24 protein-coding genes and 3 tRNA genes are annotated in these 24,964 nt (G+C 74.3%); 18 read left to right on the forward strand and 9 right to left on the reverse strand.

All coding sequences use genetic code 11. The annotated features are described in order from the left end of the window. Positions 1–151: 151 nt before the first annotated feature. Both ACN27A_RS28855 and ACN27A_RS28860 read left to right on the forward strand, forming a co-directional pair. On the forward strand, positions 152–1,183 hold the full coding sequence (locus ACN27A_RS28855) for a 3-isopropylmalate dehydrogenase (protein WP_311410998.1): 1,032 nt from the start codon (positions 152–154) through the stop codon (positions 1,181–1,183). A gap of 193 nt (positions 1,184–1,376) precedes the next feature. Then, complete coding sequence (locus tag ACN27A_RS28860) at positions 1,377–2,474, forward strand: branched-chain amino acid aminotransferase (protein WP_421457719.1); 1,098 nt, start codon at positions 1,377–1,379, stop codon at positions 2,472–2,474. A gap of 72 nt (positions 2,475–2,546) precedes the next feature. Here ACN27A_RS28860 and ACN27A_RS28865 read toward each other — a convergent pair whose 3' ends face one another. The 4 genes from ACN27A_RS28865 to ACN27A_RS28880 all read right to left on the reverse strand — a co-directional run bounded on the left by ACN27A_RS28865 (position 2,547) and on the right by ACN27A_RS28880 (position 5,129). Further along, positions 2,547–3,311, reverse strand: coding sequence for a tyrosine-protein phosphatase (locus ACN27A_RS28865; protein WP_421458643.1), 765 nt, complete (start codon positions 3,309–3,311; stop codon positions 2,547–2,549). Positions 3,312–3,340: 29 nt separating this feature from the next. Beyond that, the gene (locus ACN27A_RS28870; protein WP_132232568.1) at positions 3,341–3,799 is read right to left on the reverse strand and encodes a PRC-barrel domain-containing protein; all 459 of its coding nucleotides are present in this window, start codon (positions 3,797–3,799) and stop codon (positions 3,341–3,343) included. A gap of 236 nt (positions 3,800–4,035) precedes the next feature. Then, on the reverse strand, positions 4,036–4,566 hold the full coding sequence (locus ACN27A_RS28875) for a carboxymuconolactone decarboxylase family protein (protein ID WP_421457720.1): 531 nt from the start codon (positions 4,564–4,566) through the stop codon (positions 4,036–4,038). A 2-nt stretch (positions 4,567–4,568) separates the two neighbouring features. Beyond that, positions 4,569–5,129, reverse strand: coding sequence for a peroxiredoxin (locus ACN27A_RS28880; protein ID WP_089001610.1), 561 nt, complete (start codon positions 5,127–5,129; stop codon positions 4,569–4,571). Between the two features lie 340 nt (positions 5,130–5,469). Between ACN27A_RS28880 and cimA the strand changes: the two genes are divergently transcribed. Continuing rightward, entirely contained in the window at positions 5,470–7,050 is a 1,581-nt protein-coding gene (gene cimA, locus ACN27A_RS28885; RefSeq protein WP_421457721.1) for a citramalate synthase, read from the forward strand. A gap of 35 nt (positions 7,051–7,085) precedes the next feature. On the opposite strand, the gene ACN27A_RS28890 is transcribed toward cimA, so the two are convergent. Next, the gene (locus ACN27A_RS28890) at positions 7,086–8,033 is read right to left on the reverse strand and encodes an endonuclease/exonuclease/phosphatase family protein (protein WP_421458645.1); all 948 of its coding nucleotides are present in this window, start codon (positions 8,031–8,033) and stop codon (positions 7,086–7,088) included. Positions 8,034–8,464: 431 nt separating this feature from the next. On the opposite strand from ACN27A_RS28890, the gene ACN27A_RS28895 reads away from it, so the two are divergent. The 7 genes from ACN27A_RS28895 to arfB all read left to right on the forward strand — a co-directional run bounded on the left by ACN27A_RS28895 (position 8,465) and on the right by arfB (position 14,095). Continuing rightward, positions 8,465–8,992: a hypothetical protein gene (locus tag ACN27A_RS28895; RefSeq protein WP_421457722.1), complete on the forward strand. Its 528-nt coding sequence runs from the start codon at positions 8,465–8,467 to the stop codon at positions 8,990–8,992. Positions 8,993–9,316: 324 nt separating this feature from the next. Then, a complete protein-coding gene (locus ACN27A_RS28900; RefSeq protein WP_421457723.1) occupies positions 9,317–10,366 on the forward strand; it encodes an AAA family ATPase in 1,050 nt (349 codons plus the stop codon). Further along, positions 10,363–11,382, forward strand: coding sequence for a DUF58 domain-containing protein (locus ACN27A_RS28905; RefSeq protein ID WP_421457724.1), 1,020 nt, complete (start codon positions 10,363–10,365; stop codon positions 11,380–11,382). The genes ACN27A_RS28900 and ACN27A_RS28905 overlap by 4 nt, the downstream gene beginning before the upstream one ends. Next, positions 11,379–12,338: a VWA domain-containing protein gene (locus ACN27A_RS28910; RefSeq protein ID WP_421457725.1), complete on the forward strand. Its 960-nt coding sequence runs from the start codon at positions 11,379–11,381 to the stop codon at positions 12,336–12,338. The genes ACN27A_RS28905 and ACN27A_RS28910 overlap by 4 nt, the downstream gene beginning before the upstream one ends. A gap of 43 nt (positions 12,339–12,381) precedes the next feature. Continuing rightward, positions 12,382–13,245: a S1C family serine protease gene (locus tag ACN27A_RS28915; RefSeq protein WP_421457726.1), complete on the forward strand. Its 864-nt coding sequence runs from the start codon at positions 12,382–12,384 to the stop codon at positions 13,243–13,245. Positions 13,246–13,356: 111 nt separating this feature from the next. Next, entirely contained in the window at positions 13,357–13,659 is a 303-nt protein-coding gene (locus tag ACN27A_RS28920) for a hypothetical protein (RefSeq protein WP_357578939.1), read from the forward strand. 10 nt (positions 13,660–13,669) lie between these two features. Further along, the gene (arfB, locus tag ACN27A_RS28925) at positions 13,670–14,095 is read left to right on the forward strand and encodes an alternative ribosome rescue aminoacyl-tRNA hydrolase ArfB (protein WP_132232586.1); all 426 of its coding nucleotides are present in this window, start codon (positions 13,670–13,672) and stop codon (positions 14,093–14,095) included. Here the strand turns inward: arfB and ACN27A_RS28930 are convergent. Continuing rightward, positions 14,092–14,961 (reverse strand): 3-methyladenine DNA glycosylase, encoded by an 870-nt coding sequence (locus ACN27A_RS28930; protein ID WP_421457727.1) that lies wholly within the window; start codon positions 14,959–14,961, stop codon positions 14,092–14,094. The genes arfB and ACN27A_RS28930 overlap by 4 nt on opposite strands. A 34-nt stretch (positions 14,962–14,995) precedes the next feature. Continuing rightward, the gene (locus ACN27A_RS28935; RefSeq protein WP_421457728.1) at positions 14,996–16,276 is read right to left on the reverse strand and encodes a hypothetical protein; all 1,281 of its coding nucleotides are present in this window, start codon (positions 16,274–16,276) and stop codon (positions 14,996–14,998) included. 174 nt (positions 16,277–16,450) lie between these two features. Between ACN27A_RS28935 and ACN27A_RS28940 the strand changes: the two genes are divergently transcribed. The 4 genes from ACN27A_RS28940 (at position 16,451) to ACN27A_RS28955 (ending at position 17,972) form a co-directional block, all read left to right on the forward strand. Beyond that, positions 16,451–17,254, forward strand: coding sequence for a fumarylacetoacetate hydrolase family protein (locus ACN27A_RS28940; RefSeq protein WP_421457729.1), 804 nt, complete (start codon positions 16,451–16,453; stop codon positions 17,252–17,254). 107 nt (positions 17,255–17,361) lie between these two features. Further along, a tRNA-Gln gene (locus ACN27A_RS28945) sits at positions 17,362–17,433 on the forward strand. A gap of 136 nt (positions 17,434–17,569) precedes the next feature. Then, a tRNA-Glu gene (locus ACN27A_RS28950) sits at positions 17,570–17,642 on the forward strand. Positions 17,643–17,899: 257 nt separating this feature from the next. Next, positions 17,900–17,972 (forward strand) — tRNA-Glu (locus tag ACN27A_RS28955). A gap of 90 nt (positions 17,973–18,062) precedes the next feature. Here the strand turns inward: ACN27A_RS28955 and ACN27A_RS28960 are convergent. After that, positions 18,063–18,749: an IclR family transcriptional regulator gene (locus tag ACN27A_RS28960; protein ID WP_013284529.1), complete on the reverse strand. Its 687-nt coding sequence runs from the start codon at positions 18,747–18,749 to the stop codon at positions 18,063–18,065. A 49-nt stretch (positions 18,750–18,798) separates the two neighbouring features. On the opposite strand from ACN27A_RS28960, the gene leuC reads away from it, so the two are divergent. The 4 genes from leuC (at position 18,799) to ACN27A_RS28980 (ending at position 23,849) form a co-directional block, all read left to right on the forward strand. Beyond that, positions 18,799–20,247 carry a 3-isopropylmalate dehydratase large subunit gene (leuC, locus tag ACN27A_RS28965; RefSeq protein WP_132232594.1) on the forward strand — a complete coding sequence of 483 codons (1,449 nt, stop codon included), beginning with the start codon at positions 18,799–18,801 and terminating at the stop codon, positions 20,245–20,247. 12 nt (positions 20,248–20,259) lie between these two features. After that, positions 20,260–20,847 (forward strand): 3-isopropylmalate dehydratase small subunit, encoded by a 588-nt coding sequence (leuD, locus tag ACN27A_RS28970; protein WP_421457730.1) that lies wholly within the window; start codon positions 20,260–20,262, stop codon positions 20,845–20,847. A 172-nt stretch (positions 20,848–21,019) separates the two neighbouring features. Beyond that, positions 21,020–21,721: an HU family DNA-binding protein gene (locus ACN27A_RS28975; protein WP_311410983.1), complete on the forward strand. Its 702-nt coding sequence runs from the start codon at positions 21,020–21,022 to the stop codon at positions 21,719–21,721. A 130-nt stretch (positions 21,722–21,851) separates the two neighbouring features. Next, positions 21,852–23,849 carry an endonuclease/exonuclease/phosphatase family protein gene (locus ACN27A_RS28980; RefSeq protein WP_421457731.1) on the forward strand — a complete coding sequence of 666 codons (1,998 nt, stop codon included), beginning with the start codon at positions 21,852–21,854 and terminating at the stop codon, positions 23,847–23,849. Positions 23,850–23,979: 130 nt separating this feature from the next. Here the strand turns inward: ACN27A_RS28980 and ACN27A_RS28985 are convergent, their stop codons facing one another. Next, positions 23,980–24,963, reverse strand: coding sequence for an NUDIX hydrolase (locus ACN27A_RS28985; protein ID WP_421457732.1), 984 nt, complete (start codon positions 24,961–24,963; stop codon positions 23,980–23,982). Between the last annotated feature and the right edge of the window lies 1 nt (position 24,964).

Raw genomic sequence — 24,964 nt, forward strand, 5'->3', positions numbered from 1 at the left:
ACCACGCTAGGCAGCGGAGATGACCCCGCCATGAATGCCACCTGGGAGGATCCTGTGCATCCTCCTTTCCCGCATGATGGAAGGTCCGTACCGGGAGGCGGGACAGCGGCGTACGGTCGGACGAAACGGCGAGGCGAGGGAGCACAGGGACGTGGCACGGATCGCGGTGGTGGCCGGGGACGGGATCGGACCCGAGGTGGTCGCGCAGGCCCGCAAGGTCATCGACGCCGTGCTGCCGGGGGTGGACGCCACCGAGTACGACCTCGGCGCGGCCCGCTGGCACCGCACCGGCGAGGTGCTGCCCGACTCGGTGCTCACCGAGCTGGCCGGGCACGACGCGATCCTGCTCGGCGCCGTCGGCGACCCGACCGTGCCGCCGGGCGTGCTGGAGCGGGGCCTGCTGCTCAAGCTGCGCTTCGCCTTCGACCAGTACGTCAACCTGCGCCCGTCGCGGCTCTGGCCCGGCGTGCCCGGGCCGCTGGCCAGCGTCAAGCCCGGCGAGGTCGACCTCGTGGTGGTCCGCGAGGGCACCGAGGGTCTCTACGCCGGCGCCGGCGGCGCGCTGCACCGGGGCACCCCTGCGGAGGTCGCCACCGAGGAGAGCCTGAACACCCGGCACGGCGTCGAGCGGGTCATCCGCGACGCCTTCGCCCGCGCCACGCGCCGGGAGCGGCGCAAGGTCACCCTCGTGCACAAGACCAACGTGCTGACCCACGCCGGTTCGCTGTGGGCGCGTGCGTTCGAGGCCGTGGCGGCCGAGCACCCCGACGTGACCACGGAGTACCAGCACGTCGACGCCGCCGCGATGTTCCTGGTCACCCAGCCGCAGCGCTACGACGTGGTGGTCACCGACAACCTGTTCGGCGACATCCTCACCGACATCGCCGCCGCCGTCACCGGCGGGATCGGGCTGGCCGCCAGCGGCAGCATCAACCCCGAGGGGGCGTACCCCTCGATGTTCGAGCCGGTACACGGCTCTGCGCCGGACATCGCCGGGCGCGGCGTGGCCGACCCGGTGGCGGCCGTACTCTCGGCGGCCCTGCTGCTCGACCAGCTCGGGCACGCCGACGCCGCCGCCCGGGTCACCGCCGCGGTGGGTGTGGAGCTGGCCGGACGGGCCCCGGGCGCGGCACTGCGCACCGAGGAGGTCGGCGACCGGCTGGCCGGGTACGCCACCTCCTGAGGCCGCCGGCCACCCACCCCGAGGTCCCGGCGACGCCGCCCGGCCGCACCCCGGTCCGGCGGCGCGCACCCGCCCGGCGCTGCCGGTACGCCGGGCGGCGCTACCCGCTGAACGACCGTTCGGGGTAAGTTTCTCGCACCAGTTTCTCGGCATGCGGACCCGCGTGCCGTAGTCCCGCAGGGAGGTCAGCGCGATGAGCGGTGGTGACAAGCTCGACTTCGAGATCCGTCCGAATCCCGCGCCGGTATCCGTCGCCGACCGGGCCGCCCTGCTGGCCAACCCGGGGTTCGGGCGGGTCTTCACCGACCACATGGTCACCATCCGCTACGCCGACGGCAAGGGCTGGTACGACGCCCGGGTCGAGGCGCGGGCGCCGATCCCGATGGACCCGGCCGCCGCGGTGCTGCACTACGCGCAGGAGATCTTCGAGGGGCTGAAGGCCTACCGGACGGCCGACGGCGGGGTCACCATGTTCCGCCCGGAGGCCAACGCCGCCCGGTTCGCCGCCTCCGCCCGGCGCATGGCGATGCCGCCGCTGCCCGAGGAGGCGTTCGTCGACTCGCTGCGTCAGCTCGTGGACGCCGACCAGGGCTGGATCCCCGAGGGCGAGGACGGCAGCCTCTACCTGCGGCCGTTCATGTTCGCCAGCGAGGTGTTCCTCGGCGTCCGGCCCGCCAACGAATACCTCTACGTGGTGATCGCCTCGCCGGTCGGGGCGTACTTCTCCGGCGGGGTGAAGCCGGTGACGGTCTGGGTCTCGCCGGACTACACCCGGGCCGCCCCGGGCGGCACCGGCGCGGCGAAGTGCGGCGGCAACTACGCCGCCTCGCTGGTGGCGCAGGCCGAGGCGATCGAGCACGGCTGCGACCAGGTGGTCTTCCTGGACGCGGTGGAGCGGCGCTACGTCGACGAGCTGGGCGGCATGAACGTGTTCTTCGTCTACGACGACGACACCGTGGTCACCCCGCCGCTGACCGGCACGATCCTGCCCGGCATCACCCGGGAGTCGGTGCTCACCCTGGCCGCCGACGCCGGGCACCGGATCGAGGAGCGGCCGGTGAGCTTCGCCGACTGGCAGGCGGACGCCGCGAGCGGCCGGCTCCGTGAGGTGTTCGCCTGCGGCACCGCCGCGGTCGTCACCCCGATCGGGCGGGTGCGCTTCCCCGACGGCGAGTTCCTGGTGGGTGGCGGCGAGCCCGGGCGGGTCACGACGGCCCTGCGCCAGCAGCTCGTCGACCTCCAGCGGGGCCGGGCCGCCGACCCGCACGGCTGGGTCCGCCGCATCCTCTGATTGGCCCCCGACGGCACCGTCCCGCCCCCGCGCCGCCCGGTGCGGGGGCGGCGCCGTCACGGGAGGGCGGGGTCAGGTCAGCAGGTGCTCGCGCAGCGCGGCGAGTTGGGCGTCGGTGACGCCGGCGTGGCGCAGGTAGCCCTCCACCGAGCCGTGGGCCTCCCGCAGCTCGGCGAGGAAGAGCGTCATGGCCTCGGCGGGGCAGGTGAGCACCGGCAGGGTGTGCCCCGCCCGCTGGCCGGTGGCCTCGAACCAGGCGCGGTAGCGCTCGCCGGCCTCGGTGCTCAGGGCGTAGTCGGCGGCGATGTCGTCGTCGGCGACGCCGAGCACCGCGAGGGTGAGCCCGCAGACGATGCCCGTGCGGTCCTTGCCGGCGACGCAGTGCACGACCACGGGGGCGCTGGCGTCGTCGGCGATCAGCCCGATCGCCTCGGCGAGCCCGGCGGTGCCCGTCCCGGCGAGGTCGGCGTACCGGTCGGCCAGGTAGCGGGCCAGGTCGGTGCCGGGACGGTAGGGCCGCTCGCCCCACTCCGCGTGCTCCGGGTGGATGTTGCGCCAGGTCAGGCCGTCGAAGTGGGGGACGCGGCCGTCACGCTCCACCTCGTACGGGCGGCGTAGGTCGATGACCGTGCGGACGCCGAGGGCGGCGAACGCCTCCCGGTCGGTGTCGTCGATGCGGTGCAGGGAGTCGGAGCGGTAGAGCCGCCCCGGGCGCACCGTGCGACCGTCGTGGCCGACGTGCCCGCCCACGTCGCGGAAGTTGAACGTCGCGGAGAAGGGGATCCGGCGACCGACCTCGATGGAGTCCACGCTGACACGGTAACGGCCTCCCACGATCCGCAAGAGGCCGTCGCGCGCCGTGCCGGTCAGCGGGCGGTGCCGGGCGGGATGGCCGAGTACGTCTCGTCGTAGTAGCCGCCGAGGCGGTCCCGGTAGGTGGGGTCGGTGTCGGCGGTCTCGTCGTACTCCGGGGCGGCCTTGATCTGGTCCTTGCTCCGGTCGACGTACACCTTGCGCTCGTCGTGGTCGACGTGGTTGACGGTGCCGGCCGGGATCATGACCTTCCGGCCGAAGATCCACGGCCCGGTGTCCACCACGAGGTAGCTGTCGTTGACCTCGTGACTGGCGCTGTCGATCTTGCCGATGCCGCCGTCGGTGGCCTCGACCTTGTAGCCGACCAGGTCGGCGTCGGCGACCCTCGCGGTGTCGCGGTAGCGCCACGGGTCGAACGTGCCGGCCGGGGCGCCGCCGGCGAACTCGCCCTGGCCGCCGCCGCGCAGCGGATCCGGGCTGCCGTGGGTGCTGTGCGGGTCGAGCCTGTCCATCTGACAACTCCTGCCCCGACTGTCGCCAGTCGTCTCGCCGGTCCGGGTGTCTCTCGTCTGCTCCCGAGGAGCTACCCGGGCCGTCGCCACCGGAAACGGCGGGGCGGGCGCCGGGGACGGCGCGGGCCGGGCTCCGGGGACGACGCGGGCGGGCGCTGGAGCCGGCGCGGGCCGGGTGCCGGGGACGACGCAGGGCCGGCGCCGTATCGCGGCGCCGGCCCTGCGTGTGGTACCCGTCAGGCGAGCGCGGCCTGGGCGTCCAGGGTCACCGCGGCGGCGTGCACGACGGCGGCGATGCGCAGTCCCTCGTGCACCTGCTCGCGGCTGAAGCCCGCGTTGCGCAGGGTCTTCTCGTGCGACTCCAGGCACACCCCGCAGCCGGTGATCGCCGAGACCGCCAGGCACCAGAGCTCGAAGTCGGCCTTGTCCACGCCCGGCTTGGCGATGATCTGCATCCGCAGCCGCGCCGGGATCGACTGGTACTGCTCGTCGCCGATCAGGTGCTTGGCCCGGTAGTAGACGTTGTTCATCGCCATGATCGCGGCGGCGCCCTTGGCGGCCTCGACCGCCTCCGGCCCGAGGTGCGTGGTCGCCTCGGCCGCGATCTCGCGCAGCACCACCGGATTGCGCGCCGCGACGGCACAGGCCAGGGCGGTGCCCCACGCCTGCTCCGGCTTCAGCGTGCTGGTGGCGATGGTGGAGCCGAGGTTGAGCTTGATGTCCTTGGCGTACTCGGGCAGAGCCGCCTTGACCGCGTCCAGACCCATGGTCAGGCCCCGGCGCCGGCGAGGAGCTTGGTGGCGTCCAGGGTCTCGCCGCCCTTGTTCCAGTTGCACGGGCAGAGCTCGTCGGTCTGGAGGGCGTCGAGCACCCGCAGCACCTCGGAGACGTTGCGGCCGACCGAGCCGGCGGTCACCATGACGAACTGGATCTCGTTGTCCGGGTCGACGATGAAGGTCGCCCGCTGGGCCACGCCGTCCTCGCCGAGCACGCCGCAGGCGGCGGTCAGCTCACGCTTGACGTCGCTCAGCATCGGGAACGGCAGCTCGCGCAGGTCCGGGTGGTCCTTGCGCCACGCGTAGTGGACGAACTCGTTGTCCACCGACACGCCGAGGACCTGGGCGTCCCGGTCGGCGAACTCCTCGTTCAGCCGGCCGAACTCCGCGATCTCGGTCGGGCAGACGAAGGTGAAGTCCTTCGGCCAGAAGAAGACGACGCGCCACTTCCCCTGGTGCGACTTGTGGTCGATCGACTCGAACGCCTTGTCGGCGTCAAGCGACACGCAGGCGGTGAGTTCGTACTCGGGGAAGCGGTCACCGACAGTGAGCACAGGTCCTCCTTGACAGCGGCGCGAGGCCGGTAACTGGATCGGTTCCAGATACTTCCCCAGCGTTGTTTCCGCCGGTCGGCGGCCGGGTGACTTGTGAAGTCGATCACCGGCGGCGGGTCGTGCCGGCGAGCCAGCCGCCCGTGCGGTATCGGGACCCTCCGTCACCGTCCCGCCATGTGGATTACGCCTCCCAAAACCGGGGTCCGGATGGCAGAGTGGCGATCGTGACCAGCACCGACCTGATTATTCGCACCTAGCGCGCCGGCCTCCCCTCCGCCGAGCGCGCAGACCTCCCGCATCCGCGGGGGGTCTTTTTGTTGCTCTGAGAAAGGACTCCCTGATGACGTTCCAGGTGTACGACACCACGCTGCGCGACGGCGCCCAGCGCGAGGGGCTCAGTTACTCGGTGGTCGACAAGCTCGCGGTGGCCCGCCTGCTCGACGAGTTCGGGGTCGGCTTCATCGAGGGGGGCTGGCCGGGCGCGGTGCCGAAGGACACCGAGTTCTTCCGCCGGGCGCGCGCCGAACTCGACCTGAAGCACGCGCTGCTGGTCGCGTTCGGGGCGACCCGGCGGGCCGGGGTGCCCGTCGGCGATGATCCGCAGGTCCGCGGCCTGCTCGACGCGCAGACGCCGGCGGTCGCCCTGGTCGCCAAGGCGGACCTGCGGCACGTCGAGCGGGCGCTGCGCACCACCGGGTCCGAGAACCTGGCGATGGTCCGCGACACGGTGGCGCACCTGGTGGCCGAGGGGCGCCGGGTCTTCGTCGACGGGGAGCACTTCTTCGACGGCTACCGGTCAGACCCGGCGTACACGGCCGCCGTCGTGGAGACCGCGCTGGCCGCCGGCGCCGAGCGGGTGGTGCTCTGCGACACCAACGGCGGGATGCTGCCCTCCCAGGTGACCGCCGCCATCGCCGACCTGACCGCGCGACTGGGCGTCGGCCCGGAACTGCTCGGCATCCACTGCCAGAACGACACGTCCTGCGCGGTGGCCAACACCGTCGCCGCCGTCGAGGCGGGGGTGCGCCACTTCCAGGGCACCGCCAACGGCTACGGCGAGCGCCCCGGCAACGCCGACATCTTCGCCGTGGTCGCCAACCTCCAGCTCAAGCTCGGGCTGCCCGTCCTACCGGAGGGCTGCCTGGGGCAGATGGTGCGGGTCTCCCACGCCATCGCCGAGATCGCCAACATCGCCCCCGACACCCACCAGGCATACGTCGGGGCCGCGGCCTTCGCCCACAAGGCGGGGCTGCACGCGAGCGCGATCAAGGTGGATCCGCTGCTCTACAACCACGTGGACCCACAGGTGGTGGGCAACGACATGCGGATCCTCGTCACCGAGATGGCCGGCCGGGCCAGCGTCGAGCTCAAGAGCCGCGAGCTCGGCCTCGACCTGGCCGGCCATCCGGAGGCGCTGTCGCGGGTCACCCGGCGGGTCAAGGAACTGGAGGCCGGCGGCTGGTCGTTCGAGGCCGCCGACGCGTCGTTCGAGCTGCTGGTCCGCTCGGAGCTGGACACCGCCCCCGCCCGGCCGTTCGCGCTGGAGTCGTACCGGGTGCTGGTCGAGCACCGGGAGGACGGCGCGGTGGTCTCGGAGGCGACCGTCAAGATCCGCGTACGCGGGGAGCGGGTGATCGCCACCGCCGAGGGCAACGGTCCGGTCAACGCCCTGGACGAGGCGCTGCGGGTCGGGCTGGCCCGGCACTACCCGGAGCTGCGCGACTTCGAGCTGGCCGACTACAAGGTGCGGATCCTGGAGGGCACCCACGGCACCGGCGCGGTGACCCGGGTGCTGCTGGAGACGGTCGACGGCAGCAACCGCGACTGGACTACGGTCGGCGTGCACCCCAACGTCGTCGAGGCGTCCTGGCACGCCCTCGTCGACGCGCTCACCTACGGCCTCGACCGCGCCCGGGTCTGAGCCGCCCCGGCCCCCGCGTACCGGCAGCCGGGGCCTCACCCGACCGGGAGGCGCAGCTCGGCCAGGACGGCGCGGTGGTCGCTGCCCCGCAGGGGGTGCACGGTGACCGCGCGCACCGCGATCCGCCGGTCGACCAGCACGTGGTCGATGGTCACCGGCGGGATCGGGTCCCCGTCGTACGGGCCCCACGTGCCGACCAGGCCCGCGCCGACCTGGTCGGCGGCGTCGACGTAGCCGGTGTCCAGCAGGGCGCGCAGCGGGGCGTGGTCGAGGGTGGCGTTGAAGTCGCCGGCGAGGATCCGCAGCGGCCCGTCCGGGGTGGCGGGCGGCTGCGCCGCCAGGTCGGCGCGCCAGTGGCCGACCTGGTCCACCGCGTACGGGGCCGACGGGTGCGCCGACTCGACCCGGACCGCCGGCGCCCCGGGCACCGCCACCGTGCCGTAGGCCTGGTCGAAGCCCCAGCCGCCGCGGTTGTGCCGGACGCCGCCGTCGCTGATCGGGAACCGCGCGTAGAGGCCGGAGCCGACGGTGCCGATCTGCGGGTGGAGCTGCCGGTGGGGGAGCAGCCCGGGCAGGCCGAGCCGGTCCAGCTCCGCCTCGGCGTCCGGGGTGAACTCCTGCACGGCGAGCACGTCGACCCGGTGCCGCCGGACCAGGTCGACCAGCGCCCGCGCGTCGCCGGCCCCGGCGAGCAGGTTGGCGGTCAGCAGCCGCACCGTCGGCCCGCCGGCCGGGGGCTGGCCGGACGGCAGTGCCCGGGGCGCCACCACGGCCACCAGGGTCGCCGTGACCAGAGCCGCGACCACCGCGGGCCACCGGCGCCGCAGGGCGAGCGCGAGCACCAGCGGCAGGAGGCTTCCCGCGGCGGCGTACGGGGTGAAGGCGAGCAGCTGCACCAGCGGCCCCCGGTCGAGGCCGCCCAGTCGTACCGCCGCCCAGGCGACCCCGGGCGCGACGGCGGCCCAGCAGAGCGCGGTGCGCAGCCGCGCCGTCCGGCGCCCCGTCGCCGGCCCCGCGGTCTCGACGATCACGGCCGGAGGATAGCGCCCGAGCGCCCGGCCGGCGGCCCCGAACGCGCCCACGCGGCGGCTCCGACGCAGTTCGCGTGACCCGTTCGTGAATGGTCGAGCGTTCGCTTCTCACGATTATGCGAGTAATTTGCGGGGCGTGATCGACTATTGACGCCCGGCATTTTTCGGTGCTACCTTCCAGTGGGTTGAGACGTCGAAACTCTGAGTAGTAATACCAGCTCAGAGCCGGTGAAAATCGTTGAAGCGGCAACAACTAGGTGCGGCCTGAAGGCGTGGGCTCCAGGCGGTTGTCGCTATTTCCCGGCCCGAAAGAATGGAAGTCGGCCGCCCCGCGTTCGGTGGGTCCGGTCGAATCCGCACGGTCAACAAAAGGGAGACCTGTCATGACCACACTCTTCCGACGCAAGGCGGTGGCGGTGGCGTTCGCCGCGCTGGCGCTCACCCTGGCCGGAGGCGGCATCGCCGTCGCCCAGCCGGCGGCCCAGGCGCCCGCCGAGGTCGCCCAGCCGGCCGCCCGCCAGCCCGGCTCCGGCAGCCAACCGGCGGTGACCCCCGCCGAGGCCCGCAAGGCCAAGGACGCGCTGGCGCAGGGCCCCTCCGCGCTGGCGAGCGCGCCGGGCACGGTCGCCTCCGCCGTCGTCGCCAGCAACGGCGTCCTGCTCCGTGGCTCGCCCGAGGTGGTCTCCGCCACCCGGTACGGCCCCGGGCAGTACCAGGTGCTGTTCAACTACAACGTCTCGCTGAAGGCGTTCCACGCCACCATCGGCACCACCGACCCGTACAACGTCCCCCCGGGTGGCGAGATCTCCGTCGCGCCGCGGCTCCAGACGCCGAACGCGGTCTTCATCCAGACCCGCAGCTCGTCGGGGAGCGCGGCCGACCGGCCGTTCCACCTGGTCGTCGCCAACTGAGTACCGCCTGACGACGCCGGCCCCCACACCTGGGTGTGGGGGCCGGCGCCGCCGCGCCCGCCCCGCCCGTCCCGCCCGTCCCCTCGCGCGTCGATCATGCAGGTGTGGTGGGGGTTATGCCCTGAATCGCGCCTTGTGCGGGGCGCCGCAACTGCATGATCGACGCGGGCCTCAAGGCGTGGGGGCGCGGGGGTCGGGGTGTGGGGGGGCGGGGGTCGGGGTGGGGGGCCGGGCGGGAGGGTTGTCCTGGTTCGGGCCGCTAAGGGTCGCCCCGGGGCCGATAATCCGACGTTTGTCCGACGGTCGGCACGGGAAGCAAGCACCGTGACGGACATCTCGGACACCCTGGTCAGCGTGCCCAGCCCGGCCGATCCCGATGCGACCCCGGCCGAGCTGGAACAGACGCTCTTCGAGGTCAAACGCGTGATCGTCGGGCAGGATCGGCTCGTCGAGCGCCTGCTCACCGCCCTCATCGCAGACGGGCACTGCCTCCTGGAGGGCGTGCCCGGGGTGGCCAAGACGCTCGCCGCGCAGACCCTGGCCACCGTGGTCGGCGGCACCTTCTCCCGGATCCAGTTCACCCCGGACCTGGTCCCCTCCGACATCGTCGGCACCAGGATCTACCGCGCGTCGCGCGAGGACTTCGACATCGAGCTGGGCCCGATCATGGCGAACCTGGTGCTCGCCGACGAGATCAACCGGGCCCCGGCCAAGGTGCAGTCCGCCCTGCTGGAGGCGATGGCCGAGCGGCAGGTCTCCATCGGCGGGCGCAGCTTTCCCGTGCCCGAGCCGTTCCTGGTGCTGGCCACCCAGAACCCCATCGAGTCCGAGGGGGTCTACCAACTACCGGAGGCGCAGCGCGACCGGTTCCTGATGAAGGTCGTCGTCGACTACCCGAGCGACGCCGACGAACTCGCCATCCTCTACCGGATGAGCGCCGACCGGCCCGTCGCCCGGCGGGTGCTCGACCCGCAGCGGCTGCGGGACCTCCAGGCCCGCGCCGCCCACGTCTTCGTGCACCACGCGATCGCCGAGTACGTGGTCCGGCTGATCTTCGCCACCCGGGACCCCGGCCGGTTCGGCCTGTCCGAGATCGCCCCGCTGCTCGCGTACGGGGCAAGTCCCCGGGCCACCCTCGGCCTGGTCCGTGCCGCGCGGGCCCAGGCGCTCCTGCGCGGTCGCGGGTACGTGCTGCCCGAGGACGTCCGCGAACTCGCCGTCGACGTGCTCGCCCACCGGCTGGTGCTCTCCTTCGACGCGGTCGCCGACGGGGTGTCCGCCGAGGCGGTGGTCCGTCGGCTGGTGGAGGTCGTGCCGCCGCCGCGGGTCGCCACCGCCCACCCGGAACACGCGGCCGACCTGGCGGCGGCATGAGGTGGCGCGGGGCCACCGCGCCGGCCCCCGGTCCGGCCGACCCGGGACTGGCCGACCTCACCTCCGACCGGCGGCTGCGCCGGCTGGAGCTGACCGTCACGCGCCGGCTCGACGGGCTGCTGCACGGCCGGTACCGGGGCCTGCTGCCCGGGCCCGGCAGCGAGACCGCCGGCAGCCGGGAGTACCGGCCCGGTGAGGACGAGGTGCGCCGGATGGACTGGGCGGTGACCGCCCGCACCACGGTCCCGCACGTACGCGAGGTCGACGCCGACCGGGAGCTGACCACCTGGCTGCTGGTCGACGCGAGCCCCAGCATGGAGTACGGCACCGCCGAACTGGACAAGCGGGAACTGGCCGTGGCGGCCGTCGCGGCGGTCGGCTTCCTCACCGGCGGCGTGGGCAACCGCCTCGGCGCGCAGGTGCTCGGCCCGGACGGGCTGCGCCGGTTCCCGCCCCGCAGCGGACGTACCCATCTGCTCGGGCTGCTCCGGGCCCTGCTGACCGCCCCGCGCGTCGGCGGCCACGACCGGGACGAGCCGGCGCCGGCGGGCCCCGACCTGGCCGACGGGCTGGCCGCCGTGCACCGGGTGGCGCTGCGCCGCGGCCTCGTCGTGGTGGTCTCGGACTTCCTCGACGGACTGCCCGACGACCCGGGGCAGTCGCCGTCCTGGGAGGTGCCCCTGCGCCGCCTCGCCGCGCGGCACCAGGTGCTCGCCGTGCAGGTCACCGACCCCCGGGAGCTGGAGCTACCCGACGTCGGACTGGTCACCCTCGTCGACCCGGAGACCGGGCGGCGGCGCGAGGTCTGGACCGGCGACCGCGCGCTGCGCGAGCGCTACGCCGCCGCCGCGACCGCCCAGCGCGAGCAGGTACGCCAGGCGCTGCGCCGCAGCGGGGCCACGCACCTGCCGCTGCGCACCGACCGGGACTGGGGGGCCGACATCGTGCGGCACGTGCACGCCCAGCGGCGCCTCGCCGCCGCCCCGGCGCGGGCGGCCCGGGGAGGTGCGGCGTGATCTGGCAGTCGCCCGTCCGGCTCTGGCTCCTGCTCGGGGTGCTCGCCCTGGCCGTCGGCTACCTGCTCATGCAGCGCCGCCGCAGTCGGTACGCCGTCCGCTTCACCAACCTGCGGCTGCTGGACCGGGTCGCGCCGCACCGCCCGGCCTGGCGGCGGCACGTGCCGGCCGGGCTCTTCGTGGCCATGCTGGCGCTGCTGGTGGTCGGCTTCGCCCGGCCCACGGCGGAGGTCCGGGTGCCCCGCGAACGGGCCACGGTGATGGTCGCCGTGGACGTCTCCACCTCGATGCTCGCCGGCGACGTGGAACCGGACCGGCTCAGCGCCGCCAAGGAGTCCGCCCGGCGCTTCGTCGACGGCCTGCCGGACGAGTTCAACGTCGGGCTGGTCGCCTTCGCCGGCAGCGCGGCGGTGCTGGTGCCGCCGAGCACCGACCGGGAGGCGCTGCACGAGGGCGTCGAGCGGCTGGTCGAGGGGGCCACCGGGGTGCAGGGCACCGCGATCGGAGAGGCCATCAGCACCTCGCTCGGCGCGGTGAAGGGCTTCGACAGCCAGGCGGCGAAGGACCCGCCGCCGGCCCGGATCATCCTGCTCTCCGACGGGGCGAACACCTCCGGCATCGACCCGATGGAGGCCGCGTCCGAGGCGATCGACATGAAGGTGCCGGTGCACACCATCTCCTTCGGCACCCCGGACGGCACGGTGGACCGGGGCGGCCGGCCGATCCAGGTGCCCGTCGACGGGCAGACCCTGCGCGCGGTCGCCGAGGAGACCGGGGGCGTGTTCCACGAGGCCAGCACGAGCGACGAGCTGCGCGCCGTCTACGACGACATCGGCACCTCGGTCGGCTACCGCATCGAACGGCAGGACGTCTCGGCCCGGTTCATCGGTCTCGGGCTGGTGTTCGCCATGGGCGCGGCGGCCGGCTCGATGCGCTGGTTCGCCCGGCTGCCCTGACCCGTACGGCCGCCGTCGAGAAGGACACGTGAGGAGCGTACGCATGGCAGTGCAGACCGGGCTGGGCGAACCGCGCGGCCCCTGGTTCATCTCCCCGGAGCTGGATTCCGACGGGCGGGCCCGGTGGGGCGGGTCCGACCCCGACGGTGGCCCGGCGGGCCGCGGCCCGCGCGGGCGGGTGCTGGCGGCCCTGGCGGTGGTGGCCCTGTCGACCGTCTCCGGGGCGGTGGCCGGCGGCATCGTGGCCGGCCGGGACGAGGCACCTGGCCCGGCGGCGGCCTCGGCGGCCCCGGTGCCGGCGGAACTGGTCACCGCGGCCGGGAAGACGGTGCCGGGGGTGGTCTCGGTGCTGGTGGGCGGGGCCGGCGGCGCCTCGGCCTCCGGCTCCGGCTTCGCCGTCGACGACCAGCAGCACATCATCACCAACGACCACATCCTGGCCAAGGGGCGCGGGGGCTCGGTGACGGTGGAACTGCCCGACGGGCGGCGGTTCGCCGCCGAGGTCGTCGGGCGGGAGCCGCGCAGCGACCTCGCCGTGCTGCGGGTGCCGCAGTCGGCCGGCCTGGCGGCGTTGCCGCTGGCCAAGCCGGGATCCACCCGGGTGGGGGAGCCGGTGCTGGCGGTCGGCTCGCCGCTCGGGCTGTCCGGCACCGTCACCGCCGGCATCGTCAGCGCCCTGGACCGGCAGGTACGCCTCGGCGACAACCGGCACACCGCCGTGCAGACCGACGCCTCGATCAACCCGGGCAACTCGGGCGGCCCACTGGTCAACGCCCGCGGCGAGGTGGTCGGGGTGAACACGGCCATCGCCACGATCGACGGGAACGGCTCGATCGGCATCGGCTTCGCCATTCCCATCGAACAGGTGCAGCAGACCGCCGACACGATCATCGGGAAGGGCGGCTGAGCTGCGGGCACGCCGTCCGGGGGCGGCCCGGGAATGTGAAAACTGTCGGATACCCGGCGCGGAATGATCGGCCAATGGAAATATCACGCTGAGTATGGATAACTGGCTCGGGTGGAGCGTCCTGGAATCGTGGTCCTCCTGCTGGTGGGCCTGTTGATCGGTACCGGTGTGGGGTCGGCGTACGCCCGGGCACGACGCGGGTGGGCCGACTACCAGACCGTCAAGAAGACCGTGCCCGGCGCCCGGAGCGCCGCGTGGCTGCTGATCAAGGTGGCCACCACGAAGATCGGGGTGATCGCCCTGCTGCTGGTGGGGGCGGTCGCCTACGCCGCCGCCGACTCCGACGACAGTCCCGACCCACCCGCGCAGACCCCGGGCCCGTCCGCCACCCCGAGCGTCCGGCAGGGGCGCTAGCCCTCGGGGGGTGGACGACGGACTGCGGGTGAACGACCGGTGGACCGTTCCCGCCGCCGAGCTGCGGGAACGGTTCTCCCGGTCGTCCGGGCCCGGCGGCCAGGGCGTCAACACCACCGACTCGCGCGTCGAGCTGAGCTACGACCTGGCCGCCTCGCCCGGCGTGCCCGAGCCGCTGCGGGCGCGGGCGCTGGAGCGGCTCGCCGGCCGGCTGGTCGACGGCGTGCTCACCGTGGCCGCCAGCGAGCACCGGGCGCAGCTGGCCAACCGGGAGGCCGCCCGCGAACGGCTGGCCGCGCTGCTGCGCGAGGCCGCCGCCCCGCCGCCCCCGCCCCGCCGGCCCACCCGCCCGTCGCGGGGCGCGAAGGAGCGCCGGCTGGCCGACAAGAAACGCCGCTCACAGCGTAAGCGCGATCGCCGCGTCGACGGCGACTAGCCCGCGAGCAGTGCCGCGCAGACACCGATGAGCCGGGCGCGTAGCTGGCCGGCACGCTGCGCGAACTCGCGTTGCCGCGCCACGTACTCGGCCTTGCCCTCCGGCGTCTCGATGGCCACCGCGGGCTGCCCGTAGGAGGAGAAGTCGTACGGGGACGCCTGCATGTCGAGTAGCCGGATGTCCCTCGCCAGCTCGAAGCAGTCGAGCGCCAGGTCCCCCGGAACCGCGGGCCCCAACTTGGTCGCCCACTTGTGGCAGTCCATCGATGCGTGCAGGCAGCCCGGCTGGTCGAGTTCCACCTGGCTCTCCCTCGTGGGTCGGAGCCGGTTGAGGCCGACCGCGTCCGGGGTGAAGAAGCGGAACGCGTCGAAGTGCGTGCAGCGGATCTGGTGCGACTCGACGACCGCGTCGGTGCCCTCCTGCCCGAGTCGCAGGGGGAGCGGGTGCCGGTGCTCCCGCTGGCGGTACACCATCGCCCACTCGTGCAGGCCGAAGCAGCCGGTGAAGGCGGGTCGCGACACGATCGCGGACAGCAGGCGGTGGATGAAGCGCACCGACTCGGCCCGGTCGACGAGGAACGCCGCGACGTCGAAGCTCACCGCCCCGTCCGCCGTCGTCGCGTACCAACGCCACTGCCGGTGCGGGGCGGAGCCGTCCGGCCCCGGCGCCAGGGAGACGCCCACCCCCGGGTGCCACCGTCGGAGCACGGAGGGCCGGGTGCCGTAGTAGTCGTACAGGAAGTCGTCGATCGCGTGGCGTTCCCCCGTGGCCCTGCGGGCGCGGTGGCCCGCGGTGAGGGCGTCCGCACGCCTCTCGTGCGCCTCCAGGAGGGCAACCCAGGTCGGCGGGGCGAGGGCGGCGGTCACGACGCCAAGGGTACGACCGCCGCCCGGCGCCCGGTCAGGGCACGTCCACCCGGACCCCGGCGGAGAACACCCCGCTGCGCAGCTCGAGCTGCTCCGGCGGCGCCTTCCCGGCGACGGTGAAGACCAGCGGCAGCACCGTCCGGCTGCCGGCCGCCATCGGCTGGGCGAAGACGTCCCGGCCCTGGTTGGCCGCCCGGGTCGCCTGCTCGTCCGTGCTGACGAAGTTGCCGTCGGGCAGGTACGCCCGTTGCAGCCGGCCGTGCCAGCTCTGCTGCTCCGGGGTGAGGTTGCGCACCCCGACCGTCGCCTCGCACTGCCGGGCCGCGGCGCCGGGCTCGCACGCGACGCGGTACACGGTGAACTCGAACGCCGACTCTCGCAGCGGCTCGCCGACGGCGCCGTTGACCCCCTGGCCCAGCCACGCGCCGCTGGTCGGCTGGCTGTCGGTGTCGACGGCCGCGACCTGCCGGGTGGCCGTCCAGGCGGCGGTGCCCACCGTGCCGGCGAGCACGGCGGCGGCCACCGGGACGATCAACCAGACGGACGGCTTGCGGCGGAGCTGTTCCGGTCGTGGCGCGGCCGGGCGCGGGTAGACGGTCCCCGGATGCTGGCCGGAGAGGGCCGCGGCGACCGGTCGGCGGCGCCGGCGCCAGGTCCACACCCCGCCCATTGCGAGCACCGTCACCGTGCCGAGCCCGGCCAGCAGCACCGGCGTCCGGCGCCACGGCGGCGCTTCGGAACGCGCGGGCGCGGCGGCCGGCACGCCCGCGTTCCAGGTCGCGGTCGCGCAGTCGTACGGCCGGCTGCCGTCGCGGGCGTAGGCGCAGGCCGGCGCGGTCAGCGGCCGGGCCGGGGCGGCGGCGGTGAGCGCCGTGCCCAGGGTGGTGGTGCTGCGGGCGGGCAGCTTCAGCTGCCAGGTCACCTCGGTGGCCGACTGCCCGGTGCCCCGGGTGGCCCGGCCCCCGGCGGTGATGGCGGTCGCCGAGGCCCCGGGTGGCAGCTCCTGCCGGACGGTGGTGTCCACCGGCGTGCCACCGCTGTTGCGGACCTGGATCCGGTAGCGCGGCGCCGGCGTGCTCTCCGGCACCACCGCGACCGTGACCGGCGGCTTCGCCACCGGCGGGGCGGCCCGGGTCGGGGTGGGCACGGCCGGCGGCGCCGACGGCATCGCCGGCTCCGGGGTCGGCGCGACCACCGGTGGTGGCGCGGCCGCCGCGGGTGGCGCCGCCGCCGGCAGTGCCGGCACGGCGGAGAGAATGCCGAGGCAGTGTACGAACACTGCGAGGGCCCTGTGGTGTCGTGTCGATGCAGGCATACGAACGAACCTCCGGAGCCGACGCTAGGGGCGCGACGACATCGGGCGGGTACGAAGTCGCGAACTCCGCCCCCGCGAGCGGACGGTGTCGTAGGGTGCGCCCTTCCGGCGTCCCGGGGCGCGCCTGACTGCGGCGTCGGCCGGGTCGCGGGTCGCCGGGGCTAGATTGGCCTGGTGCGTATCGCTCGTTTTGCTCATGCCAAGGGAATGTCGTTCGGGGTCGTCGAGGGCGAAGCGGAGGCGGGCCCGCAGGGCCTGACCATCGCCGAGATCGAGGGCCACCCGTTCGGCCAGATCACCTTCAGCGGTGCCCGCTGGGCGCTGTCGGACGTCCGCCTGCTCTCGCCGATCCTGCCCAGCAAGGTCGTCTGCGTCGGCCGCAACTACGCCGAGCACGCCGCCGAGCACGGCAGCGAGGTGCCGAAGGAGCCGCTGCTCTTCCTCAAACCGTCCACCTCCGTGATCGGGCCCCGCGACGCGATCCGGTTGCCGATCTTCTCGAAGAAGGTCGAGCACGAGGCCGAACTGGCCGTGGTGATCGGCGCGCCGGGCGCCCGCCGGGCCGACCGGGCCGCCGCGGAGCGGGCCATCTTCGGCTACACCTGCGCCAACGACGTCACCGCCCGGGACCTCCAGCGCTCCGACGGGCAGTGGACCCGCGCCAAGGGCTTCGACTCGTTCTGCCCGATCGGGCCGTGGATCACCACCGGGCTCGACGTCCGCGACCTGGAGATCCGCTGTGAGGTGGGTCGCAATCCGGAGGAGATGGAGGTCCGCCAGCTCGGCCGGACCCGCGACATGGTCTTCGATGTGCCGGCCCTGGTGTCGTACGTCTCGCACGTGATGACGCTGCTCCCCGGCGACGTGGTGCTCACGGGCACACCGGCGGGGGTTAGCCCGCTGCTGGACGGGGATACGGTCACCGTGCGGATCGAGGGGATCGGAGACCTCACCAACCCGGTGGTGCCCGTCGCCTGATCCGCGTCGAGGCCCCGTTTCCGCAGTTCAGGGGCGGTTTGGGGGACTCGATTTGGCCTGCTGGCACCGGGAGGGTAAAGTTTGATCCCGGCACCGCAAGGGGCCAATGGGGTATGGGGTAATTGGCAGCCCGACTGATTCTGGTTCAGTTAGTCTAGGTTCGAGTCCTGGTACCCCAGCGCAGCCGAGGTTCGCAAGAGCTTCGAGCGCTGGATCTCGTAGGAGACGACTCCGGTTCCCGTTCAGGGGATCGGGGTTCTCTCTGATAGAGTCCAGCGGCACCGCTCGGCAGGGCGGTGCCGCAAGTCAGGTTCTGGCCCCGTCGTCTAGCGGCCCAGGACGCCGCCCTCTCAAGGCGGTAGCGCCGGTTCGAATCCGGTCGGGGCTACATCTCAGAACGGCCCGTTCCACTCCGGTGGGGCGGGCCGTTTCGCATGTCCCGCGCCGACGCTGTTCGTCGCCCCGTGGGCCCCGCGGGTTGCCTGCCGCCGTCGGCACGGGTGGCCCGACGCCGGCCGGCTGCGATGTCGTCCGGGTGGTGGCGTGCCGAAACGACCGTCCGGTCGCCCCGATTTCCGTCCCGGTGGGGCCGCCGCTAGACTACAGCGGCACCGCTCGCAAGGGCGGTGGAAGCAGTGAAGTCTTGGCCCCGTCGTCTAGCGGCCCAGGACGCCGCCCTCTCAAGGCGGTAGCGCCGGTTCGAATCCGGTCGGGGCTACATCTCAGAACGGCCCGTTCCACTCCGGTGGAACGGGCCGTTCGGCATTCCACCCCGCCCGGCCCGTGCCCCGGGCGGTGGGTGGTGGGGTCAGAGGCCGGAGAGGCGTTGGCCGGCCCGGACCACGGCCATCGCGTGGCGTTCGCCGGGGCGGCGTCCCAGGCGCTCGATGGGCCCGGAGATGCTGATCGCGGCGATGACCCGACCGGTGCGGTCGCGGATCGGCGCCGAGACGCTCGCCACACCGGCCTCGCGTTCGGCCACGCTCTGCGCCCAGCCCCGGCGGCGTACCTCGGCCAGGGTGCGGCCGGTGAACTTCGACCGGGGCAGCAGCGGCATCACGGCCTCGGGCGGCTCCCAGGCGAGCAGGATCTGCGCCGCGGAGCCCGCCGTCATCGGCAGCACCGAGCCGACCGGCACGGTGTCCCGCAGGCCGCTGGCCCGCTCGGCGGCGGCCACGCAGATGCGCTCGTCGGCGCGGCGCAGGTAGAGCTGGGCGCTTTCGCCCGTCGCGTCCCGCAGCGCCGCCAGCAGCGGCTCCGCCGCCGTCAGGAGCACGTCCGGGGCGGCATTGGCGAGCTCACCCAGGCGCGGGCCGGGACGCCAGCGACCCTGGGTGTCCCGGACGAGCATCCGGTGGATCTCCAGCGCCTGCGCCAGCCGGTGCGCGGTGGCCCGGGGCAGCTTGGTGCGTTCAACGAGTTCGGCCAGGCTGGCGCCGTCGACGCAGGCGGCCAGGATGACCACCGCCTTGTCGAGAACGCCGACACCGCTCATACTGTGTCCCACAAGCCGAAACTTACCTCCCAGAATTTAGGATGTCCAGATGGTGGGAGTCACTACTACCGAGCCGAGGACCCTGGCCGAGAAGGTCTGGGACGCGCACGTCGTACGGTCCGCCGAGGGCGAGCCCGATCTGCTCTTCATCGACCTGCACCTGCTGCACGAGGTGACGAGCCCGCAGGCCTTCGACGGGCTGCGCCTCGCCGGGCGCCGGGTGCGCCGCACCGACCTCACGCTCGCGACGGAGGACCACAACACCCCGACGGGGTACGCCGACCCGTCGTTCCGCCTGCGGCGCGGCGATCTGCTCACCATCGCCGACCCCACCTCGCGTACGCAGATCGAGACGCTGCGCCGCAACTGCGCCGAGTTCGGGGTGCGGCTGCACCCGCTGGGCGACGAGAACCAGGGCATCGTGCACGTCATCGGCCCGCAGCTCGGCGTCACCCAGCCCGGCATGACCATCGTCTGCGGGGACTCGCACACCGCCACCCACGGCGCGTTCGGCGCGCTCGCGTTCGGCATCGGCACGAGTGAGGTCGAACACGTGCTGGCCACCCAGACGCTGCCGCAGAGCCGGCCGAAGACGATGGCGGTGAACGTGACCGGGCGGCTCGCCCCCGGGGTCACCGCCAAGGACCTGGTGCTCGCGCTGATCGCCCAGGTGGGTACGGGCGGCGGCCGCGGGCACATCGTCGAGTACCGCGGCGAGGCGATCCGGTCGCTGTCCATGGAGGGGCGGATGACCATCGCCAACATGTCCATCGAGTGGGGCGCCAAGGCCGGCATGATCGCGCCGGACGAGACCACCTTCGCGTACCTGAAGGGGCGGCCGAACGCCCCGAAGGGCGCCGACTGGGACGCGGCGCTGGCCTGGTGGCGGACCCTGCCCACGGACGAGGGCGCCACCTTCGACGCCGAGGTGACCCTGGACGCCGGCGCGGTCACCCCGTTCGTGACCTGGGGCACCAACCCGGGCCAGGGCGCGCCGCTGGGCGCCGTGGTGCCCACGCCCGAGGAGTTCGTCACCGAGGCCGAGCGGACCGCCGCCCGGCGCGCGCTGGAGTACATGGACCTGCGCCCCGGCACCCCGCTGCGCGACCTCGCGGTCGACGTGGTCTTCGTCGGGTCCTGCACCAACGGCCGGCTGGAGGACCTCCGGGCCGCCGCCGACGTGCTGCGCGGACAGCGGGTCGCCGACGGGGTACGGATGCTGGTGGTGCCCGGTTCCGCCGCCGTGCGCGAGGCGGCCGAGTCGGAGGGGCTGGACAAGGTCTTCACCGACGCCGGCGCCGAGTGGCGCTTCGCCGGCTGCTCCATGTGCCTGGGGATGAACCCGGACACGCTCTCGCCGGGCCAGCGCTCCGCCTCCACCTCCAACCGCAACTTCGAGGGCCGCCAGGGCCGGGGCGGACGCACCCACCTGGTCTCCCCGCCGGTCGCCGCCGCCACCGCCGTGGCCGGCCGGCTGGCCGCTCCCGCCGACCTGTAGAAGGGCACCCAGATGGAGAGGTTCACCACCCACACGGGCACCGCCGTGCCGCTGCGGCGATCCAACGTGGACACCGATCAGATCATCCCCGCCGTGTACCTCAAGCGGGTGACCCGGACCGGTTTCGCGGACGGGTTGTTCAGCGCCTGGCGGGAGGACCCGGAATTCGTGCTCAACGATGAAGCCTATTCGGGTGCCTCGATTCTTGTGGCCGGTCCGGAGTTCGGCACCGGCTCCTCCCGGGAGCACGCCGTCTGGGCGCTGCGCGACTGGGGGTTCCGCGCCGTGATCGCGCCCCGCTTCGGCGACATCTTCCGGGGCAACGCCCTCAAGGAGGGGCTGCTCCCGGTCGAGCTGGAATTGAAGGCGGTCGAGGAGATCTGGGACCTGGTGGAGGCCGACCCGACCACCGCCGTCACCGTGGACCTGACCGCTCGCGAGGTGCGTGTCGGCGAGGCCACCTGGTCGTTCCCGATGGACGACTTCAGCCGTTGGCGGCTGCTGGAGGGCTTGGACGACATTGGACTCACCCTCCGCCACGAGGCGGAGATCAGCGCCTTCGAGGCCGCCCGGCCGCCGTTCCTGCCCTCGGTCGCATAGCCGTACGCCCGATCCCACAGCGGTTTCCGCCCCCGCCGGTCTCACCGGTGGGGGCGAATCCGTTACGACACAAGGGCTTTTTTCGACCGAATGTTTGTGTCCCGGCAGCACAGGGCATACCGTGCGCGCAGAATGGCTCGCGTCGAGTCAGTTGCACAATCGGGAGGAAGTCGTGAACAAGGCCGAGCTCATCGAGGCGCTCGCCGTTCGCCTGGGGGACCGGAAGACGGCGACGGCCGCGCTCGACGCGGTCCTCGCTGAGGTCCAGGCGGCGGTCACCAAGGGCGAGAAGGTGGCGATCACCGGATTCGGAGCGTTCGAAAAGCGCGTCCGGGGCGCCCGAACAGCGCGCAACCCACGGACCGGCGAGGCGGTGAAGGTCAAGAAGACATCCGTCCCGACCTTCCGGCCCGGCGCCGGCTTCAAGGAGATGGTGGCCAGCGGCAAGGTGCCGAAGGCCACGGCGGCGGCGAAGAAGACCACGGCTGCCGCCGCCAAGACCACGTCCGCCGCCAAGACCACCGCGGCGGCCAAGACGACGGGTGCCAAGGCCACCGGGGCGAAGGCCACGGGTGCCAAGGCCACGGGTGCCAAGGCCACCGGAGCCAAGGCCGCGGGCGCGAAGGCGACCGGGACCAAGGCGACCGGGACCAAGGCGACCGCGGCGGCCAAGAAGGCCCCCGCGGCGAAGGCGACCAAGACCACCGCGGCGAAGAAGACCGCGACCACCAAGGCCGCCCCGGCGAAGAAGACCACTGCGGCGACCAAGGCCACGGCGGCGAAGAAGACCGCCGCGACGGCGAGCAAGAGCGCGGCGGCGAAGAAGGCGCCGGCAAAGAAGGCGGCGGCGAAGAAGGCCGCCACCAAGCGCTGAACCTGGCGGTACGGCAAGGGCGTCCACCGACGGTGGGCGCCCTTCGCCGTGTCCACCCCCACCCGTTGACCCCGACCGCGCCCCGCCCGCAGAATCGCCGCACCCCTTCCGGTCGGCGAAAGGCAGCCCGGTGCGCTACCGCCACCTCACCACCGTCACCCTCGCCCTGGGCGTCGTGCTCCTCGTCGACGTGCTGCGCGTCTTCCTGCCGGCGGTCATCACCATCTTCGGGCAGGCCGCCTCGACCCCCGCCGAACTGCTGGGGGCGTTCGCGTTCGGCTGGTTCCTGCTCGCCCTGGCCGCGCCCGCGCTGATCCGTCGCGTCGGCGCCCGCCCCGTGACGCTCGTCGCCGCGGTGCTGCTGGTCGTGGCGCGGCTCGCCGTCAACGGTCAGCCGGGCGGGCGGCTCCAGCTCTGGCTCGCCACGGCCGGGCTGCTCGCCGGGCTGGTCTGGCTCGCCGGTGTCGCCGCCGGCACCGACCGCCCCGTGCCCGGGTTGGCGCTCGGGCTGGCGGTCGGGGCCGTCCTGCACACGGTGCTGGACACGTACCGCTCGGCGTTCTTCGGGGACTGGCCGGCGTGGTTGGTGGCCGTCGGGGTCGCGGGGCTCTTCCTGGCGGGGCAGGCGCGGCCCGTGCCGCCGGCCGGGGCGGGCGGCGTACGGAGCTGGCTGCTGGCCGGGCCGGCGCTGCTGCTCGCCGGCATGGTGGCGCTCTCCCCGGCGGTCGCCCGGACGGCGATGTCGTACCAGTTCGGTCTGCTGCGGTCGGATCCCGCCGACGAGGTGGGGGTGGCCACCGTGCCGCTGTTCGGCCCCGCCCCGCTCGCCGTGGCGGTCGGCGGGTTCCTGCTCGCCGCGCTGGCCCCGCCCCGCCGGGGCGCCTGGCGGTGGCTCGGGCCGGTGGCCCTGGTCGGCGGGGCCGTCCTCGTCGCCCTCGGACGCGGGGAGTTGCTGCTGCCGGCCGTCCTGCTCACCGCCGTCGGTCTCGGCGCGTGCCTGGCGTCGGCCGGCGCGGCGGACGGGCGGGGCGACGACGGCGCGGACGAAGCCCGCACCCCGGTCCCCGACGGCGCTGGGCAGGACCCGGCGGGCAGCGCGTCAGCCCCGGCGCGGGCGGCCGGTGACGGGCAGGACCCGGCGCGGGCGGCCGGGCGGCGCGGGTACGCGGCCGTCGCCGGGATGCTCGTCTTCGCCGTCGCGGCGGTGGCCTACTACTCCGCCTACGACCTCGGCCACCCCAACGCCGGGGTGCCGGTGGCGGTGGCGGTGCTGGTCGCCGCCGTCGCGCTGGCGGGGCGTCCCACCCCGGGGCCGGCCCGGCCGCCGCTGCCGCCGGTGTGGACGGCCGCCACCGCCGCCGTGGTGACGCTGCTGGCCGCGGTCGCCAGCGACGAGCTGCTCTCCGCCACCAACCGGGACGGGCCGCCGGGGACGGTGCGGGTGGCGGCGTACAACGTGCGGATGGGGTTCGGGATCCACGGCCGCTTCGACCCGGACGCGCTGGCGCGGGCCGTCGCCGGGGCCGACGTCGTGGCACTCAGCGAGGTGGACCGGGGCTGGCTGCTCAACGGCGGCCACGACACGCTCGACCTGCTGGCGGAGCGGCTGGACATGCCGTACGTCTTCGCGCCGGCCGCCGATCCGCTCTGGGGCGACGCCGTGCTGAGCCGGTGGCCGCTGGACGCGGCGCGGACCCGGCCGCTGCCGGCGGTCGGCGCGCCCACCGGGGCGCAGGCCCTCGGCGTCACCGTGAACTTCAGCGGGGGCGTCCGCCTGGCGGTCGTCGCCACCCACCTGCAACCGCCGCCCGGCGAGGACCCGGTGGTCCAGGCCCGCGCGGTCGCCGACTTCGCCGTGCGGTACGCGGCCGGCCGGCCCCTGGTGGTCGCCGGCGACCTGAACACTGAGCCGGGCGACCCGGCGTTCGCCGAGTTCACCCGGGCCGGTCTGGTCGACGCGCTCGCCGCCGCCCGCCCCCTGCCGACCAGCCCCGCGGACGCCCCGCGCCAGCAGATCGACCACGTCTTCGTCACGCCCGGCCTGGCCGCCGGCGACGCGGCGGCCCCGCCCGGGACGGCCAGCGACCACCTGCCGGTCGCGGTGACGCTGACCCTGCCACCGGCCTGACCCGCCGGCCTGACCCGCCGGCCTGACCCGCTGTCCGACGGGCCGCTCTGACCCGCTGTCCGGCGGGCCGGCCCTGACCCGCCGTCCCACGGGGGCCGGTCGGGACCGGCCGGCCGGTGTGGGCGCGCGGTCAGAGGCGGTCGACGGCGAGCAGGCGGTCGCTGGCGAAGGCGAGCAGCCAGCCGCCGCCCTTCGGGGTGGTGAAGTCGCCCGGCCGCCCGCTGAGCCGGGCCAGGGCGCCCGGAATCACCTTGCCCTGGCTGCACACCCCCACCGGCTCGCCGGTGGCCGCCAGCGCGGTCAGGCGGGCGGCGGCGGCCAGCGCGCACTCGTCGGGCTGCTGGCCCGGCCGCGGCTCGTCCAGGTCGCCGTCGATCTCGATCGGCAGGTCGAGCAGCGCCGCCGCCGGGTCGAGGGTCTGTACGCAGCGGCGGGCCGAGGCCGACAGCAGGCGTACCGGGCGGAGCAGCGCCACCAGCGGGGCGAGCGCATGGGCCTGCGCCCAGCCCCGGGCGTCGAGCGGCCGGCCGGTGTCCGGGCCCGACCAGGTGGCCCGCTTGCCGGCGTGGGCGTGCCGGACCAGCGCCACCGTCCCGGTGACCGTCGGCAGGGCCGCGAACGCGGCCAGCACCTCGGCGTCGTGCGGGTAGCTGACCAGCCGGACCGCCTCGTCCACGCCGAGCCAGCGCACGTCGTCGACCTCGGTGCCCGGCTGGAAGCCGCCGGCGGCCACCGTCCGCATCGACCAGTAGTCGACCACCTTCGGACGGCCCTCGCTGCGGTAGCGCACGGTGGGCAGCCGCACCTGCGGCACCGCCCGGACGTCGGTCTCCTCGGCGACCTCCCGCACGGCGGCGCGCAGCGGATGCTCGCCCGGCTCCAGCTTGCCCTTGGGCAGCGACCAGTCGCCGTAGCGGGGCCGGTGCACGAGGCAGACCAGCACCCCGGCGTGCGGGGCGGCGCCCGTGCTCCCGGCGGCCGGCCCCCCGACCGGCCCGGGGTCGTCGGCGGGGCGCCACACGACACCACCCGCCGCCCGGATCGGGGGCGCGGCGTCGGGGAACCCGGGCGGCCGGCCCCGGCCGGGGCCGGCCGCATCCCGCTCATCCAGCATC

This window comes from Micromonospora sp. WMMD737, from assembly GCF_049179055.1.
Lineage (GTDB): Bacteria > Actinomycetota > Actinomycetes > Mycobacteriales > Micromonosporaceae > Micromonospora > Micromonospora reichwaldensis.

Bases quoted from the DNA above. Each gene is read 5' to 3' on its own strand.
- ACN27A_RS28860 (WP_421457719.1), top strand. From the start codon at position 1,377: ATGAGCGGTGGTGACAAGCTCGACTTCGAGATCCGTCCGAATCCCGCG.
- ACN27A_RS28870 (WP_132232568.1), bottom strand. From the start codon at position 3,799: ATGGACAGGCTCGACCCGCACAGCACCCACGGCAGCCCGGATCCGCTG.
- ACN27A_RS28875 (WP_421457720.1), bottom strand. From the start codon at position 4,566: ATGGGTCTGGACGCGGTCAAGGCGGCTCTGCCCGAGTACGCCAAGGAC.
- cimA (WP_421457721.1), top strand. From the start codon at position 5,470: ATGACGTTCCAGGTGTACGACACCACGCTGCGCGACGGCGCCCAGCGC.
- ACN27A_RS28895 (WP_421457722.1), top strand. From the start codon at position 8,465: ATGACCACACTCTTCCGACGCAAGGCGGTGGCGGTGGCGTTCGCCGCG.
- ACN27A_RS28905 (WP_421457724.1), top strand. From the start codon at position 10,363: ATGAGGTGGCGCGGGGCCACCGCGCCGGCCCCCGGTCCGGCCGACCCG.
- ACN27A_RS28915 (WP_421457726.1), top strand. From the start codon at position 12,382: ATGGCAGTGCAGACCGGGCTGGGCGAACCGCGCGGCCCCTGGTTCATC.
- ACN27A_RS28935 (WP_421457728.1), bottom strand. From the start codon at position 16,276: ATGCCTGCATCGACACGACACCACAGGGCCCTCGCAGTGTTCGTACAC.
- ACN27A_RS28960 (WP_013284529.1), bottom strand. From the start codon at position 18,749: ATGAGCGGTGTCGGCGTTCTCGACAAGGCGGTGGTCATCCTGGCCGCC.
- leuC (WP_132232594.1), top strand. From the start codon at position 18,799: ATGGTGGGAGTCACTACTACCGAGCCGAGGACCCTGGCCGAGAAGGTC.
- leuD (WP_421457730.1), top strand. From the start codon at position 20,260: ATGGAGAGGTTCACCACCCACACGGGCACCGCCGTGCCGCTGCGGCGA.
- ACN27A_RS28985 (WP_421457732.1), bottom strand. From the start codon at position 24,963: ATGCTGGATGAGCGGGATGCGGCCGGCCCCGGCCGGGGCCGGCCGCCC.